At 41.6% G+C, this 17154-nt stretch carries 12 protein-coding genes; 9 read left to right on the top strand and 3 right to left on the bottom strand.

The window, feature by feature from the left end:
* Positions 1-119 precede the first annotated feature (119 nt).
* Positions 120-620, bottom strand: coding sequence for a type 1 glutamine amidotransferase domain-containing protein (locus tag AOB57_RS13585; RefSeq protein ID WP_054298154.1), 501 nt, complete (start codon positions 618-620; stop codon positions 120-122).
* A 460-nt stretch (positions 621-1080) separates the two neighbouring features.
* Between AOB57_RS13585 and pncB the strand changes: the two genes are divergently transcribed.
* Complete coding sequence (gene pncB / locus AOB57_RS13580; RefSeq protein WP_054298153.1) at positions 1081-2286, top strand: nicotinate phosphoribosyltransferase; 1206 nt, start codon at positions 1081-1083, stop codon at positions 2284-2286.
* 269 nt (positions 2287-2555) lie between these two features.
* Here pncB and AOB57_RS13575 read toward each other — a convergent pair whose 3' ends face one another.
* Both AOB57_RS13575 and AOB57_RS13570 read right to left on the bottom strand, forming a co-directional pair.
* Positions 2556-3785: a TolB family protein gene (locus AOB57_RS13575; protein WP_054298151.1), complete on the bottom strand. Its 1230-nt coding sequence runs from the start codon at positions 3783-3785 to the stop codon at positions 2556-2558.
* A gap of 363 nt (positions 3786-4148) precedes the next feature.
* A complete protein-coding gene (locus AOB57_RS13570) occupies positions 4149-4898 on the bottom strand; it encodes a carbonic anhydrase (RefSeq protein ID WP_054298150.1) in 750 nt (249 codons plus the stop codon).
* A 215-nt stretch (positions 4899-5113) separates the two neighbouring features.
* Between AOB57_RS13570 and AOB57_RS13565 the strand changes: the two genes are divergently transcribed.
* The 8 genes from AOB57_RS13565 (at position 5114) to AOB57_RS13530 (ending at position 17135) form a co-directional block, all read left to right on the top strand.
* Entirely contained in the window at positions 5114-5812 is a 699-nt protein-coding gene (locus AOB57_RS13565; protein ID WP_054298149.1) for a hypothetical protein, read from the top strand.
* A 476-nt stretch (positions 5813-6288) separates the two neighbouring features.
* Complete coding sequence (locus tag AOB57_RS13560) at positions 6289-7929, top strand: HEAT repeat domain-containing protein (protein ID WP_054298238.1); 1641 nt, start codon at positions 6289-6291, stop codon at positions 7927-7929.
* 968 nt (positions 7930-8897) lie between these two features.
* The gene (locus AOB57_RS13555) at positions 8898-9986 is read left to right on the top strand and encodes a hypothetical protein (protein WP_054298148.1); all 1089 of its coding nucleotides are present in this window, start codon (positions 8898-8900) and stop codon (positions 9984-9986) included.
* A gap of 163 nt (positions 9987-10149) precedes the next feature.
* The gene (locus AOB57_RS13550; protein ID WP_054298147.1) at positions 10150-11526 is read left to right on the top strand and encodes a helix-turn-helix transcriptional regulator; all 1377 of its coding nucleotides are present in this window, start codon (positions 10150-10152) and stop codon (positions 11524-11526) included.
* 682 nt (positions 11527-12208) lie between these two features.
* Positions 12209-13174 (top strand): ABC transporter ATP-binding protein, encoded by a 966-nt coding sequence (locus AOB57_RS13545; protein ID WP_054298146.1) that lies wholly within the window; start codon positions 12209-12211, stop codon positions 13172-13174.
* A gap of 1 nt (position 13175) precedes the next feature.
* Positions 13176-14558 carry a COG1361 S-layer family protein gene (locus AOB57_RS13540; protein ID WP_054298237.1) on the top strand — a complete coding sequence of 461 codons (1383 nt, stop codon included), beginning with the start codon at positions 13176-13178 and terminating at the stop codon, positions 14556-14558.
* A gap of 35 nt (positions 14559-14593) precedes the next feature.
* On the top strand, positions 14594-15832 hold the full coding sequence (locus AOB57_RS13535; protein ID WP_054298145.1) for an ABC transporter permease: 1239 nt from the start codon (positions 14594-14596) through the stop codon (positions 15830-15832).
* A gap of 799 nt (positions 15833-16631) precedes the next feature.
* The gene (locus tag AOB57_RS13530; RefSeq protein WP_226999529.1) at positions 16632-17135 is read left to right on the top strand and encodes a YkgJ family cysteine cluster protein; all 504 of its coding nucleotides are present in this window, start codon (positions 16632-16634) and stop codon (positions 17133-17135) included.
* The last annotated feature ends 19 nt before the right edge of the window (positions 17136-17154 follow it).

The raw sequence follows: 17154 nt of genomic DNA, 5'->3' as shown, positions 1-17154 counted from the left end.
GTTGCAGATCAACGGTTTGGTATAGAAGGATAGCAAAAATGTAAAATTTAAAACAAAATTCTGGAATTAAAGCTTTGACTCTCAAAACCTCTTTTCCATTTATCTTAACACTTTGACATTTACTTCAGCAGTTTAATCATTTCTCTTCCAAAGGCGTGAAGGTCAGCAGGGCTTCTTGAGGATACAAAATTACCGTCTATGACAACCTCTTTGTCCTCATAGAGTGCTCCTGCAGCTATAATATCATCCCTTATGCCTATCCAGCAGGTTGCTTTCCTGCCTTTTATGACGCCTGCGGAGATAAGAACCTGAGGGCCGTGGCAGATTGCAGCAACAGGTTTGTTTTCTTTGAAAAAATGCCTTGCAATCTCAAGAGCGCTCTCGTCAAGCCTCATTTTTTCGGGGCCTTTTCCTCCGGAAATTACGAGAATATCGTAATCTGCAGGGTTTATGTCCTTAAAGGCGGCATCAGCGTTGATCTCATACCCCTGCTTTCCTTTTATCGGGCCCTTCTTCATTGAGGCTACGTGCGTTGTAATTCCTTCTTCTTTCAGGCGGTGATAAGGGTAGAAAAGTTCAAGATCTTCAAAACCATCGGCTCCGAATACAAGTGCTTTCATATGAATTTCCCCCGGGTTTAGTGTTACAGCTTAAATCTTGCGTTTTATATTATAGATTTAGTTTTCAGATCGAATTTTTATATTTAACTTGCGGATGAAAGATTTTTCTTGCAACACATATACCTTGTCTGGTTTTGAAAATAAAACAGGTAAAGCGGCCCTGTCTGGCAGGTTTAGATTGCTTCAAGAGCCTATTTGAAGTCTGCAATTATGTCTTAAAATTAACCTCCGGAATAAGTATCTGCTTTTCCGGTAATTATTTATTTGGCGGTAAGAAGTATCCGCACTTTCCCATGCTTAATAAAGAAAGTTTTACTTCATTTCAAGGCACTACCCGGGCGTCAGAAATTTTAAAAATAAAGTGGTTATATATTTGCAGCTGAAAATTCAATTTAATAAAAGTGAATAAAAAGACAAGTTTGCTTTAGAAATAATCTAAAACGCTACAGGAAGACCTTCAGTGATACAATCCATACTCGATAACGACCTTTATAAATTCACCATGCAGCTTGCAGTGCTTGAACTTTTTCCTAAAGCAGAAGCCGAGTACCGGTTTACAAACCGGGGTACCCAGCGCTTTTCTACGGAATTCGTAGAAGAACTGAAGAGGGTCATAAACGAAGAGCTCCCGAAGTTAGCGCTAACGGAAGAAGAATACAACTGGCTTTCCGAGCACTGCCCTTACCTGAAACCCATGTACCTTGAATATCTTAAAAATTTCCGCTTCAAGCCATATGAGGTAAAAGTCTGCCTTACCGAAGAAAAAGATCTCGATATCCGCATAAAAGGCCCCTGGCACAGCACAATTCTCTGGGAGATCGTACTTATGGCTGTGGTTTCAGAACTCTATTTCGCGACCATTGAAAAAGCATGGAAAGGGGATTCCGAAAATGGCTGCACTTCCGAATCCGTTCTAGCTGCTTATGAGAGCAAGATCCTTGAGATGGGAAAAGTCCTTGAAGAAAACAACTGCTTCTTTTCAGAATTTGGAACCCGCAGGCGAAGAAGTTCCGAACTTCATGACCTTGTGATGAAAACTCTCTCTGGCATAAAAACCCTTATGGGAACAAGCAATGTCTATTTTGCAAAAAAATATAACCTTAAACCCATTGGTACAGTCGGGCATGAGTGGATTATGGGCACTTCGGCGCTTGTAGGGTTAAGATATGCTAACCGTTTCGCTTTTGATAACTGGATAGATGTCTATAACGGTGACCTGGGAATTGCATTAACTGATACATTTGGCTCAAAAGCTTTCTTTAAAGACATGGACCTGAGGTTATCAAAAATTTACGATGGTTTCAGGCACGACAGTGGAGACCCTTATGACTTTGTGGATGCTGTGATAGAACACTATCGGAAAATGGGTATTGACCCAATGAAAAAGTCAATCGTTTTCAGTGATGCCCTTAATACGGATATGGCAATCCTGCTTAAAAAATATTGTGAAGGCAGAATTAACTGCAGTTTCGGGATTGGCACAAGCCTTACCAATAACTCTGATTTCTTCCGGGAGAGCCCTCCTCTTAACATGGTGATAAAGTTGCACAGCATTGACGGCATTCCTGTTGTAAAACTGAGCGATTCCCCTGAAAAGGAAACAGGAGAGAGAGACGCCATTCGGGTTGCGAATTACATTTTCGGAAGAAAAGGGCTTGACGAATAATTATACGTTAAGTATCAAAAGTTAAAATGAAGATAAATTAAAAAGGAAAGAAAGGCAGAAAACGGAAAATAGGCATGGAATAAAAGCAAAACGTATAGAAAAGGAAAATTAAAGAAATAGGCATATAACCTAGATTTTTCACAACATCCTTTTTGATCAGGCTTCCTTTGGGATAATTTTTTACGCTGCTGCCTGTTCCTTCCACCTTATCAATCTCTCCGCAGTCAGGAAAAGATACCCAGATATAACCTTCACTTGAGTCCCCCCCTTTATTTTTTATGGTTATGGAAAATGTTGATAGCCCCACTTTCCAGGATTGTACTCACAGAGTCGATTTTGATACTCGTAACTTCCGGCAAAGGAGAGACTGCAGGTGCGTTTTCAAGCTTTATAACAGCAATTTCCGTGCTGTTTGTTATCAAATTATCTGAAGCATTCTCCAGATTGGAGTCTGAACCGCCTGTTATGGAATTGCCCGTAGTATTTTGCAGAGTATGTACTGTAAAAACGATTTTTGAGCCGTCGGGGCTCCATCTGGGGATGGAATCAACTATTCCAATATCATTTGTAAGTCTTGTCCTGTAGTTTCCCTCAATATCCCGGAGCCAGATTTCAGGCTTACCTCCTTCATCAGAGATATATATGATTTTTTTACCATCAGGGCTGAAGGAAGGATTCCACTCCCCATATGGGGTGTCTGTAAGCTGAGTCTGGTTTGTGCCATACCAATCTATTACCCAGAGATCAGGCTTTTCTTTTGAATTTCTAGCACTGTACAGAACCTTAAGCCCGAGAGGGCACCAGTCTTTTCCCGTTCCAACGTTTTCAGAAGTCCCAAGCCTGTGTCTATTGCTCCCATCCCGGTCAACTATCCATAGCTCGGAAGAGGAATTGCCCGATTTCTGTGTGTATACTATCTTCTGCCCCAGACGACACCATGCCCCCCAGCCTTCAGATTTATCAGGATCATCTGCAAGAGGGCTTACTGTCCCGTTTTCCAGACTTACTAGGTAGAGCCCTTGCTGGGAATTAATTGATTTTGTTATAACCAGTTCTGTCCCACTGGGATTTATATCGTTAAAGCCAATAAGGTTCCCTTCCCCTATTCCTGTTCGCTCAATCTCGCTTCCATTTGATTTCATTACATACGATTCATTATTTCCGGTTTCATCCCTGTGAACTATATACATGATATTATTCCCATCGGCAGTCCATGAAGGGAATAATTCCGATTCCGGGCTGTCAGTAAGAAAAGTAATATTTTCTACAAAGCTATCCGCATAAACCTCTTCTCCAATGCCTTCTGCCTCTCCGGTAGCAACGCAAACTAAACCCGAATCAGAATAGAAATAGTTATGTGAAGTATTCTGCGTTATGTTCCATCCCGGTTCCCCAGTAAAATTTCCGTATCCGGATACGTCAATAGGTTCTGCACCTGCAGGTAGGGTAAGAAGTACAAGAGTTAAAAACGAAGATAGATATCTGCACATTATTTTCATTAATTATCACCGTTAACTTAAAAAAATTACTTTTACAAATATAAATATCTGGTTAAATAATATATAGAAATCCTAGTTCATATTATACATCTTGAACCTAACTTAGAATTAAGTTTATATATTAAACATCTAATTCTAAGAGAATTAGCCGACGGATTCTATTTTTGTCAGTCAGGAGAAGAAATCCGAAAGCAAAAGGGAAATTTACCCGGAAAGGAAGGATACCTGAATTCCGGGTAAACATCGGGTTAATTAAATTCCTGATTTTTACCAGTTGATTTTCCTTATTTGAACTAATTTGCTTTCTTCGTTTTAATTGGTTTATTTTTTATCTGGATCTTCTATGCTTCAAGGTCATCGTAATTATGAAATTTCGTTATAACCCTCGGCAAGGTGGACATTTACATATACTACAGCTTCGTTAGTATGGCTGTATGCGTAATCATCGGTAACCTCTGGCAGCTTATCTGCTTCGGCCTGCGAAGTGATAACCGTACCTGCCGGGATATACCTACCATCAGGAATGGTTACGCCAATTGCTGCTGATTTCGGCTCAAGTACACAGTTGTTCCCTACCTTTGATTTGAATACGAAAGCCTGCATACCGATAAAGGTATCATCGCCTACCGATGCTGGACCATGAACCTGAGCTTGATGGGCAAGTGAAACATTATCTCCTATATAAACCGCGTATTTCTCGCCATCAACTTCAACAATGTTGTCTTCTATAGGTTCGCCTTCTTCATTTATTGTTTCAAGGGCATGAAGCACAACTCCGTCCTGGACATTGCTTCTGTTTCCTACGAAAATTGGCATTCCTTCGTCACTCCTAATAGACGCCATGGGGGAAACCATAACGTTGGCACTTATTGTCACCTTTCCTATGACTGAAGCCTGGGGGTCAATACAGGCGGTGGGGTCAATCACAGGTGCTGAAGGTTCGGGGCTCCATGGTGTTACCGGATTTTCCCTGATATTCGAAAACTCATTCACGGTTATTTCCTGTGCGACATTGTCCTCTGCTCCTTCACCTTCTGAGATGCACCCGCTCCCTGCGAGGGACAGTGAAAGAGAAAGAATAAGAATTGTAAAGATCTGCTTATTAAACCTCATAGAGTTCCTCCATGACAGTATGAAGATTATGAAATATATAGACATTTCTATTTTTATTTGAGAAAATATAAAAATGTAAAAAAAGGAAATATCAAAGTCAAGAATAATATCCTGTACTTAAACTCTATAATCCAAAAATCACGTCTGATAAATTTTGCTGGAAAACACTCAGAATACTCAAAAAAAATATATATTTAAAAGATATTTAATATGTTATGATACCTCTGTTTCAAATCTCATGGGAAACTATACAGGCAGACCTGCCCATATTTGCGGTCCTCTCAGTTTGGAACCTGTTTGTGCTTCTGGTTCTCTCAAAAAAGGTATATGAATTTGCTTTAAAAAAGGGCAGATCAATTAATTCTTCAATGTACTTCTCAAGAAAAGTTATTCACTTCCTGGCTGGCGGATTGACAGCAATGCTGCTTCCTTTTATCGCCCATGAGCCTATATTGCCAGCAGCCACTGCTTTTGGGCTTGCTCTTATGACTTATCTGCCTCATAAACTCAACAGGAGGATGTACTGGTTTCAAGACCCTGAAAACTTTTATGATGTGAATTTTACATTGAGCTGGGGATTGATAGTGTTTTTCACCTGGTACATTGACAGGAGCTTCTGGCTTGGAGTGATCCCGGTGCTTTTCATGGCATATGGAGACGGGATCACAGGTATAATAAGGAACCTTAAATATAACAAGAGGACAAAAGCCTGGGAAGGTACTGCAGGCATGCTCGTGCTGTGCGTAATTATCGGCGCAAAAATGGGTTTTGCCGGTATTTTTGCAGGAATTGTCTGTTCATTTGTGGAAAGGATAGAGAACATAGACGATAATTTCACAGTTCCGGCATCGGGTCTGTTAATCCTGCTTGCAGCTCAACATTACTTCCCTTCGTTTACTGTCTCTCTTTATTGAGGTTTACGATAAAAATTCTTTACTTATCTTCTTCTTTTTAATTTGCCTTACTTTTTAATTTTGTGATTTGCTTTAATATCAAGTTTTCCTTTTATACTACCTTTAAAGCTTCCGTTTTTTAGACTAGCACTGCAGCCTTATAGTAATCTACAGTTACATATTATTTATATTAACGGGCTAAAAGTTTTTATATGTTAGGACATAATATATTTTAAGAATGTAGAATGTTAAAGGTTGAGTTTATAGCGTAAAGAGGGGGTATATGCAATTTTTCATGCCCGAGTTCAAAAGCTGGGTTAAGCTGTCTCCGAATTGTGCGATCAGCATGTCAAAAAAATTCGGCAAGAGTGTCGGTTTTAGATTAGCAGACCTAACAACGTTCTATTTATTTTAAGTCCATCGGGCTGTATTTTATTAAATATTTTACTTTACACAAATCAGGATGAAGCTTTACACTGATGGGGGATAAAAGGAAAATGGATGAGAAGATAAAAGATCTGATTAAGAAATTGGAACGCTCGGTTTTTGCAGGAAATCGAGCGGCTGCTGCCGAAGAACTTGGAAAGTTAGGAGACATTAATGCTTTACCCGCGCTGATTGAAGCGCTGGATGACTCAAACCCAAAGGTAAGAGCAGCCGCCGCGGAAGCCCTGGGAAAATTCAATAACCCTGAGGTTGTTCCTAGTCTTGTAAAGGCACTTGATGACCCTCAAAGTCCTGTTAAAAAAACGGCTATTGCCTCCCTTGAGAAAATAGGCACACCTGAGGCTATTTCAGGTATCGTTAAAGGATTCGGGGATAGGGACAGATTTGTTCAGAAAGAGGCAGTGAAAGCTCTGATGAGGATAGGCTCCATAGAAGCGATTTACGGTCTTGAGAAAGCTCTGGCTTATCCGGATGATTCGCTGAGAAGAATTTCAATAACAGCTCTCGGAAAAATCGATACTTATGAAGCTGCTCTCTGCCTGGTAAAAGCAATTGAAAGCTCAGATACTAAAGTAAGGAAGCATGCATCCGAAACTCTTGGAAAAAGAGGAAAATCAGATGTGCTTGACGAGCTTATGGAAACCCTTAAGGATCCGAGGCAGCCTGTGCAGGAAGCAGCATCTGAGACTCTTTGTAAGATCTTAAATGTGTCAACATCAGTACCTGAGCTTATCAAGGCTCTCGAAGCTTCGAGCAGGGATGTGAGGAAAACTTCTATTGAGGCCCTCTGGAAGATAGGAACGCCTGAGGCTGTCTCGGGGCTTTTAAAAGCCCTGGATGACCCGGACTGGTATCTGAGAAGCAGGGCTGCTGAAGCCCTTGGGGATATTGGTTCTCCTGAAGCAGCCCGTGGGTTGATTAAAGCTTTCGATATCTATGAGAACTCTGTAAGGAAGGCGATTACCTGTGCCCTTGGAAAAAACGGGACCCCTGAAGCCGTAGATGGGTTATTGAAAGCTCTTAACGACTCCGACAGTTCAGTAAGGGAATCGGCAGTTGTGGGTCTTGGAAAAGCAGGCACTGATGAGGCTATATTAGGGCTTTTGAGAGCCCTTAAGGATCCCAAAATCGCGGTTAGAGAAGCTGCGGCTTCAGCACTTGGGGATCTCAAAGCGCAGCAGGCTGTTCCAGAGCTGATAATGATTATTGAAAATCCTGAAAGTCTAATACAAAAAACCGCGATTGGATCACTTGAGAAAATCGGTACCCTTGATGCAGTTTCAGGACTTGTCAGAGCCAGTGAAAGTTCAGATGCCTGCGTAAGAAGGGCTGCATTAAAAGCTCTAGAAAGAATTAATAAATCCAGTCCGTTACTGGCAAATGCTACGGAAAAGGCCGAAATCCCTGAGGAGGAGCCTGCCCTGAAGGGCTGCCTGAAAGGCTGTAATTCTGAAACTCGGATTGAAACTTCAAAGCTTTCAGGTAATATTCATAAAACGAGTTCTCTTAAGGAGCTTGAACTCTCAATTTCTGTTGAAGGGAGCGAAGAGTCCAGAGCCCATCAAAACGCAGTTCCTGGAAAGAGAAAAGGTACCAGGCTGACCTGCCCTTACTGTTCAGGAAATTTGAATCTACCCATTGCTCCTAATTTCTGTCCATTTTGTGGGATGAAGTTGAAATTTAAGTGTTGAAAAGTGCCATTTTCGCTGAGTTATAAAGACTAACAGCTGTATCCCGCTAATAAATCGACGGAAGTTAGCATTAGACGCTCCTGAAAACGCAGGTTAAATCGCAAGAAGGAAAAGATCAAAAAATCTACAGTTTGCGGTTGTCTTTAAAGCGTCTGTAGTTCAGGAATTTTTTACTGATTGAGTTAAGAAAGGATGTTGAACCTCAGTGAAATTTTCTTCATCAAATTCCCAGACAAGTTTATTCTCCTGTCTCATCGGCTGTTCGTAGGTTGACAGACTTGAGATGGTTGACAGACCCAAAATTTTAGAATTTTCCTGCTTTACAGACTTCTCTGTTTTGCAGGGTTTTCCCTGTTTTCTGGCAATTTCCTCCTGTGTAAATATCTCTTTATTTTTGTGCCCTCTCTTTTGAGCCCTTCTCCTGTTTTCTAAAATATTCTTCTATCCTCTATAACTTAGAATTAAGAACAGACTTGTTTAAATTGAGAAGATTGTTCAAAAATAAGATAAAGTTATCCATTGGGGACTGTTAAGATGGGAGTAAATATTTAAAAACCGAAAATTACAGGCTATAAAGGGTTAAATTCAAAAACAATCTCTCTTTAACTCTGAATGATAAACTCAATCCACTAATCTTACTGAGAGAATAAGTATTCTTTTATTTTTAAATCCAAATATAGCATCTCCAGTTAGCAACATATCGAGCAGTATCATCCATTGATAACATGTTCCAGAATAGATTACTCTACTGCACAGTAAACCAGGTAAAGTATTGAAGAAATTATGCGTACAATATTCAACACCAAGTTGATATCTCTGAAAGCTTTTTCAAAATAATTACGGATTCAAAGTCTACAGGAAGATTCCATTGACTCCGAGAAAACTTTGAAAATAACCAACATTAAATATAAGGACCTGAATAAAAAGTACAGTCCAGCAATCATTTCTCTCCACGGGACGTGCTCAGTATGAAAACCAAATTTCTGTCCCTGCTCCTTATGCTTGCAGGGATTATCGTGATCTCAGGCTGTGTTGATGCAGAGGACCAGTATCCTGCTTCCAGAGCTTCAGAAGAGCTTTACAGGGCTATATTTTGCCCTTATACAGGGCTTCTGGACCGTGAGGAACCTGGAATGCTGGGTTTACATCCACATGATATCCCTCCAGGCGGACCTCACCCAGGCTATGAGTCCGTCCATAAGCTGAGAGATGCGGCATCCCTTCTTGATAGCAATATCCAGAAGGCAGAAATCATCTCAGTGCGGCTCAAAAACGTAATTGAACGATATAAAGCCGAGGGGGAAGATGTTACCAGACTTGAAGCATTGCTTGAAGAATACAACCTTCTTGTAGAAGAAGCAAAGCAATATCAAGCCCTCGCAGACGCAGCCGCAAGTGATGAAAATAATAGCTCAGTCAAGAGTTCTGATGGATGCAATGGTTCATCCGAAGACATGGAAAGGGGGTATTTGATAAGGTCGCAGGAAAGCATGATTAAGGCTAATTATGTTCTCAAAAATATTTTCGATGAGATACAATTGCTGATGCCTGGGAGTGAGGAACTCAACAGCACATCCAAGCTCAGTGCAGCAGGAGAAGGAAAAGCTATCCTCATGGGCAGTTTCACCCTTAACATGCATCTGGAAAAAGGAAACATGGCAATAGGGGATCTTTCCAGAGACTCAGAAATTGATATCGAAGGGGATTACACATTTGAGGAGAAAACCGATATGCATGATAAGGTGCTCCTGTATAATATCAATTCTGCCGATGTAAAGGTCTCCGGCTCTCATAAGACTGTAATGTTAAGCAATGAAAACATTACCCTCACTGCAGATGGCGAGGGTTATGCAGCTTTCCAGGGTAACGGCACATATAGCATTCAGGAGGAAGAGGGGGCGGTAAGGGAAGAGATCTGGGCGAGACCTCTCTTTGAAGAAGAAACGGATCACGGAGAACGCGGTAGAGAGGGAGAGGACGATATTAAAGGATATGGGGCCGATAGGAAAGATAACGATACTGGACGCGGACCAGATAGGGAGATAATGACACAATAATCGGGCACAGGTAAAGAGGTAATATTACGGACACCAACAGAACTTATTTGGAAATAGAAAACAGGAGATGCTTTCTTCCGGAGAGCCCATAAACCTCGAAAAAGAATATTAAAAAGGCCTGGAAAGATAGAAAATTAAAAATGCAAGTCTGGGTTTGCCTGAAATGAATCTGAGGCTCTTTATTGTTTGTATCGCTGCTGTACTTGCTTTAGTTGGACCTGCCTTAGCGGACAGCACGGCTACAATCCACGGTGCAGTATACGGCTGGGATACCTTCGAGCCTCTTGAGAATGCCGTGGTTGAGGTAAATTCCACTCCCTCGCAGTCTATGGTGGCAAGGTATGGCATGTATTCTTTTGATCTGGTGCCAGGGGATTACACTATTAAAGCCAGGTATTATCAAAACAGCACCCTTCTTTATTCGGCAGAAGAGACAGTTAAAGTTAAAGATGATGGAACGTATGTATTTGACCTCCTGCTTCTTCCGATCTATTCTGATGAACTCATGGACAGTTCCGGAGTAGACGGATTTTCAAGGAGCCTGAACAATGGCGCGGTAAACTCGTCCTCGAATAATATAAGCCCTGTAACCGAAATAGCCACAGGTCACGTAACAGGTTCTGGTAAAGGTAATTCAAGCAATACTGATCCAGCCAGAGGAGCCGGCTCTTTGAGTATGAATTATCTGCTGACAGCTCTTTTACTTTTTTTCCTGCTTATAGCAGGTTACAAATTTGCTAGAAAGGATAAGAAGATAGAGGAAAATAAGCCTGAGGAAAGGGAATATATAACCGGAAAAAGACATGCGACCAAAAATCTCTCCAAGCCCGCTAAGGTCGAACTCACGGCAAAAGCTCCCGCTAAAAGAACAGAGCTTTCACATAAAAGTGTAGATAGAAGAATAGAAGCTACTCCTGAAGACCTGGAGTCAGGAATAAGACAGGATTGCCAAGCACAGGAACCTAAGGTAAAACTCTCAGAAAAAATATCTGCAACAGAATCGGTAGCAGATCCTGTAGAAGAGCCTGTGAGTGATCCGGTAATGCAATCTCCGAAGGAGCCATTAAAAGAACTGGAAAAAGAACTGGAAAAAGAACTGGAAAAAGAACCAATAAGAGAACCGGTAAAGTCACCAGTAAAAGAATTATTACCCGAAATACCGGAAAAGAAGGCGACGGCAGAACAAGCAGAAGTTAAAGTGGGGTCTAGGGTAAATGAAACCGAACCTGTAAGATCTGAACCTCAGGGAGAAAAACAGGCGATGTCCTTTGAGGAAACTGGGGATAAGCCTTCAGTAATCTCTGAAAATGAAATTTCTGCTTCCAGAAAGAAGCTTCCGCTTCCCACAGACCTTCAGGAGGTCATGGACATAATCCGAGGTCAAGGTGGCAGGATTACCCAGAAAGACCTGCGCAGCAGGTTGAAATACTCCGAAGGAAAGGTCAGCCTCATGCTTGCAGACCTGGAAAGAAGAGAACTGATTGAGAAATTCAAGCGGGGACGAGGAAACGTTATAATCCTGAGAGATGAGGAGCGTTAAAACTCAGGTAAGATACTTTTTTCAGCCTTTTAGAAGCCCACGAATTTTCAAATAACCGACTTCTTTTCTCTATTAGTGTGTTTACTTTCCTGTATTGCCGTATCTACTTTTTTCCAGCCCTGACAGTTTTTTTTAATATATCTATTTTCGTTAATATTCCTGCTTTTGGCCGGATTAAAATGTGAACCAGGTTAAGATCAAACTGCCTCATAGTTGCTTAACTGAAAAACTGGCACAAGGAACAAACCGACTTTACGATCTTGGAAAGGCGGATTTACGATTTAACATGATACAACCCTTTAGAAGGGATTTAATAATATTTTAGAGAGCATTTAAAGAATGAAACGGAGTTAAAACTCCTGAAAAAGCTTCATTGACAAATATATCTCTTAATCTCTCTTTTTGCGGTTAAGTATCCTTTTATTATTAAATGTCAATGAAAGGGTTGACTGCCTTCTCCTGAAAAACTGGCATGAATAAAAGAAGCAGCCAAAAAACCTACACACCACAACAAGGGGCATCTGCATTTGCAGGTGCCTCAAAAACGCGGAATATTACAGTAAAAGCGTTTCAGGCTAAAATCGTAAGGGGCTTTTAAACTGGAGATTCAGGCAAAGTATGAACAGAAGACCGAATTATTAAAGCTGCCCTGATGAGACGGGACATGATTTAGAGGAGTATAATGACACTTACAGAAATCATAGGGGCATTTAAAACGAAATTAAATGCCTCAAATCTTCTGAATTCGCTTGAGAAAGCTGCAGATTTCTACGGTGAATCTGATATTGATTCTGAGATGGACGACTCGGGGGAGACTCTAAAAAACAATCCTTACAGCAGTTCAGACAGTGCTTTTGTCAATAATGCTTTTGTCAATAATGCTTTTGTCAATAACGCTTCTGTCAAAAGTCTGGATGCAGAGAATGTCTCTGGGAACAGGAAAGTTCCACTTATCAAACTGAATGATGTATGGAAAATCTACCAGATGGGAGAGTCCGATTTTGCAGCCCTCAGGGGAATAAATCTTGAGATTTATGAGGGGGAGTTCCTCGTAGTCCTTGGTCCGAGCGGAAGTGGAAAAAGCACACTTATGAATCTGATAGGCTGCCTGGATTTGCCATCGAGAGGCACAGTTTTCCTGAACTCAGGTGATATCTCGGAACTTGAGGAATCCGAACTTGCCAGAATCAGAGGGCAGATGATAGGTTTCATTTTCCAGAGTTTCAACCTTATTCCCACTCTGAACACTCTGGAAAACGTGCTGCTGCCTCTGGAATTCCAGGAAGAAGACCCACATACAGCCCAAAAAAAAGCTGCGTACCTGCTTGAGATTGTAGGGCTCTCAGATAAAAAACATAACCTGCCTTCCCAGCTTTCAGGCGGGCAGAGGCAGAGGGTTGCAATAGCTCGCTCGTTGGCTGTGAACCCGCCTGTAATCCTGGCTGATGAACCTACAGGAAACCTTGACAGCAAGACTGGGAATTACATCCTGGAATTTCTGAACAGTTTGAACAAGAAAGAAGGCAAGACGGTTATCATTGTGACCCATGACCTGGAACTTATAAAATACGCTACAAGAATTGTGTACATCAGGGATGGCCGGATAGAAAAAGTCGAGGAATGCATACTAGATGAAGGGAGGAAATAATATGAAAAATTTTTCTTTGTTAACGCTCCTGATTATATATTCTTCAGTGCTGGTGCTGGGAGCGGGAACAACTTTTGCTGCAAGCGGACTGATAGATTCTTCATCCGTTCAGGCAAATGTAACTAATCAGAATCCCGATGCAGCACGCCCAGGGGAACCGGTCGAACTTACTATCAGCTTACAGAACATAGGAAGTAATGACCTGAAGAATATTAATGTTGCAATCGAGCCTCAATACCCTTTCAGTAAAGTTTCCGGGGAACCACTTGAAAAGGAGGTCTCCTACCTGAATGCACGGCAGGAAGATAATGATGCAGCCGTTCTTAAATTCAAGCTCATGACCGATTCCAATGCTTCCGAAGGCACATATGACCTCAATATCGTCACAACTGCCAGAGAGGACGGATCCTCGTCAAAATCAGTTAAAACCACAAAGACCATCCAGCTCGAGGTAAGGGGCAAAGAGTATGCACAGATCGTTACCATAAACACGGCAAATATTGATCTAGCAAAGGAAGAACCTCTGGAATTCATAATAACGAACACCGGAAGTTCACCCCTGAAAAATATGGTAATCTCCTGGAAAGATCCCAAAGGCGTTATCCTGCCGGTGTATTCGGATAACACGAAGTACGTCAAATACCTAGAGCCTGAGGATTCCGTAACGGTTGCTTACTCAGTCATGGCAGACGTAAACGCTAATCCTGGACTTTATACCCTAGATGTGAATCTCAGCTTTGAAGATTATGAGTCGAATGCAAAAAGTATCCAGACAACTGCAGGGCTCTTTGTAGGCGGGGAAACCGATTTCGATGTTTCTTTCTCGGAAAGCGATCAGGGAGAGATTTCCCTCTCAGTAGCAAACGTGGGCAATAATATGGCATATTCCGTGAAAGTATCCGTTCCAGAACAGGAAGGCTTCAGGGTAACAGGGAGCTCTTCATCGATTGTTGGAAACCTTGAGAAGGGAGATTATACAATTGCATCTTTTAATGTTGCGAGCGCACAGGCTACAGATGAGGGAGAATCGCCGGGCATTGCAAAAGCACGTGGGGATGCAGTAGAAGACAATGAAAGTTCGGCTTCAACCGCTTCGCCTCCGCTAAAAGTCCAGATTGAGTATACCGATGCAAAAGGGGAAAGAATAACGGTTGATAAGGCTGTCGCAGTCCAGATGTCTGCACCTGAGGGTACTGCCACTGAAACTGGCCCGCGAGCACGCAGTAGTAGCCTCGGTTCATACACACCCTATTTCGTGTTAATATTGGTTGCAGTAACTGGGCTATTTATATACCGCGAGAAAAAACAGGCAAAGGGTGAGAAAAAATCCAGAAATAAAGGAATTGGGGACCAGAAATACGACTCCGGGACAACGAGAGACTAAATGCAGCTATCTGATAGAGAAAGGAAGGATTCCGTATGCGAAACTCTACTTACGTGAAGATGGCTCTGAATATGCTTCTGCACAGTAAACTGCGAAGCTGGCTGACCATTGTAGGGATTGTTATAGGGGTCGGGGCTGTTGTAGGCATTCTTTCCCTGGGGGATGCTATGGAGGAACAGGTTCAGAGCAGGCTTTCCGAGATGGATCTGACAAAAATAGCTATAAGTCCGGGATACACCAGAGCGATGTCAAATATGCCCGGGCATCCTGGAGGAGGCGATTCAGCTATGGATTCCGAATTGACAGAAGATGATCTTGATGCACTTCAGGGTATAGAGGGGATACAGTATATAGCGGGGGAGATTTCAGGCAGTGAAGAAGTGGATTATGCAGGAGAGAATGCTACACTCTCGATTACGGGTGTGGATCCTCAGATCTGGAAATACATGACTACTCTGGAAACGCAGTCAGGAAGATTGCTTGAGCCGACTGACAGGTATGTGGCAGTTATAGGGAACGATGTTGCCAGCGGAGTTTATGGCAGGGACATAGGGGTCAATCAGGTAATAACAGTAAATGGTAAGTCCGTACGTGTTATCGGTATTCTGACCGAGGAAGGCGGTTTTGGGGACAGCAATATTTACATGCCTATCGATGGAGCAGTAAACCTTATCGAGGATGCAGAAAAAGGCGTTTTTGATACAATCATGGTAAAAGCACAGAGTGAAGACCTTGTGGATACTGTAATGGAAGATATTACAGATAAGCTCATGGTTTCGAGGCATGTTATGCGGGAAGATGAAATGGACTTTTCCGTAACTGCGTCAAAATCCATGGCTGAGTCCGTTACCGAAATGACGTCCTCCATGACACTTTTCCTGGGAGCTATTGCTGCGGTATCACTGATTGTGGGAGCTGTGGGAATTGCAAATACGATGTTTACCTCCGTCCTCGAGAAAACAAAAGAGATCGGTACTATGAAAGCGATAGGGGCGAAAAACCGCGACATCCTTATGATCTTTGTCTTTAACTCTGCAATGGTCGGTTTTGTCGGAGGGATTTTTGGAGTTATGCTTGGAGCTTTTATCTCAACTCTATTTCCTATACTTGGCATGACCATGATGAGATCCGGAGGGGACTCAGGCATCTCGCTCTCACTTCACCTTATGCTCTTCGGCCTTGTCCTTGCCATTGTTATAGGCATTGTCTCCGGAGCTGTTCCGGCTTACAGGGCTTCCAGGCTGAAACCTGTAGATGCCCTGAGGTATGAATAACCTTTAACTGATAACCTATTAGCTTAATATTAGAGAAAAAGCTCGAGCCTGGGGATTGAGAATCTGAGTTGTTTCCTCAGGATTTATTTTTTAACCGCGTCAGTTCCTGAATTTGGCTACACCTGATAGAAGCATAAGGATCTGGTATGAGGAGGCTATAAGGATCTGATATGAGGCTATAAGGATCTGTGGGAATCAGTTCCTGTTTGCAGAAATTCTGGATATTTATCACTCTCAAATATATTGCTATCTTTTTCCGTATTATTCTGCAAGCCTGTCCTCTTGAGTCATGTAGAAATGTCAGCAAACCTTATTCCAATCCTGAGTTTTTTGAAAGACATCATAAAAAGTGTTTAAGTTTGCGATAACTTTGTTCCCTGGTTATCCACTAAAAATGTAAACGATGTTCAGCCAGGATAAATCAGTTTTTTATATAGCTCAAATTTTGAAAAGCAAGATAAACGTCTAAAAAATTTAATAGTATATACATCTTTCGAAGGTGGGAATCAAATGTGCCTTTACTCCAAAGCCTGAATAGTTCTTACTTTTTAGTCCTGGCAAATGAAGCATAAACTGGGCATAAATGTAAATATCACTTGCGAAAAATTATTTTATGTACCTAGCTTGAACGATAGAGGTTTTCAGGTTGATTTTCAAGAATATACCCATGCAAATTTATGAGAACTTCCATAAAACGTTTAGCGGTAGCAACCAAATAACTTTTAATATCTGCAGGGAATGCGGGGGAGCCTGCGAACATAATAAAATCGGTACATTGCTGCCCGGTGAGGAAGAGTATATGGCAAAGAAAATGGGTATAAGCATAGCGGATTTCAGAATTCGCTACCTGGATATGCTTAAAATGGATGATGGAACTCAAATACAGGTATTAAAATTAGGAAAGCTATGCCCGTTCTTAAATGAAGACGATGTATGCGAGTGCCGGGATTTTAAGCCGATATTGTGTAAGATCTATCCTGTAGTTTTTACGATTAAAGACGACAATATAAATTTTATGATAGATAACTGGTGTAAATTATCGAAAAAAAAGGCATGTAGGCTTTATTTTGAAACTGCTATACCGCTTTTATTAGATCTTGAAATTCCGATAGAATGGTTAAGGCATGTAACTAGCTATGATAATCTCAGTTTTGATTACGATCAACTGGAAAAATGCAGGCGAGGGAAAAATAAATATGCAATTTTTTCGCTGGAAGAACTGCTGAGTTTGCAGAAATCCGAGATAGAGACATCCAGCCTGTGTATTGATTTTGGTCAGAAAGTTGAAGAGCCTGTTTTTTAACTTTATGCTGGAAAAATTG

Source organism: Methanosarcina flavescens, assembly GCF_001304615.2.
GTDB classification, from domain to species: Archaea; Halobacteriota; Methanosarcinia; order Methanosarcinales; family Methanosarcinaceae; genus Methanosarcina; species Methanosarcina flavescens.
Note: the sequence above shows the minus strand (reverse complement) of the source record. Positions and strands in the feature narration are given on the sequence as shown.

Excerpts from the sequence above, each read along its gene's own strand:
- AOB57_RS13555 (WP_054298148.1), top strand. The coding sequence starts at position 8,898 with ATGAAAACCAAATTTCTGTCCCTGCTCCTTATGCTTGCAGGGATTATC.
- AOB57_RS13565 (WP_054298149.1), top strand. The coding sequence starts at position 5,114 with ATGATACCTCTGTTTCAAATCTCATGGGAAACTATACAGGCAGACCTG.
- AOB57_RS13530 (WP_226999529.1), top strand. The coding sequence starts at position 16,632 with ATGGCAAAGAAAATGGGTATAAGCATAGCGGATTTCAGAATTCGCTAC.
- AOB57_RS13570 (WP_054298150.1), bottom strand. The coding sequence starts at position 4,898 with ATGAGGTTTAATAAGCAGATCTTTACAATTCTTATTCTTTCTCTTTCA.
- AOB57_RS13575 (WP_054298151.1), bottom strand. The coding sequence starts at position 3,785 with ATGAAAATAATGTGCAGATATCTATCTTCGTTTTTAACTCTTGTACTT.
- AOB57_RS13540 (WP_054298237.1), top strand. The coding sequence starts at position 13,176 with ATGAAAAATTTTTCTTTGTTAACGCTCCTGATTATATATTCTTCAGTG.
- AOB57_RS13535 (WP_054298145.1), top strand. The coding sequence starts at position 14,594 with ATGCGAAACTCTACTTACGTGAAGATGGCTCTGAATATGCTTCTGCAC.
- AOB57_RS13545 (WP_054298146.1), top strand. The coding sequence starts at position 12,209 with ATGACACTTACAGAAATCATAGGGGCATTTAAAACGAAATTAAATGCC.
- AOB57_RS13560 (WP_054298238.1), top strand. The coding sequence starts at position 6,289 with ATGGATGAGAAGATAAAAGATCTGATTAAGAAATTGGAACGCTCGGTT.
- AOB57_RS13550 (WP_054298147.1), top strand. The coding sequence starts at position 10,150 with ATGAATCTGAGGCTCTTTATTGTTTGTATCGCTGCTGTACTTGCTTTA.
- AOB57_RS13585 (WP_054298154.1), bottom strand. The coding sequence starts at position 620 with ATGAAAGCACTTGTATTCGGAGCCGATGGTTTTGAAGATCTTGAACTT.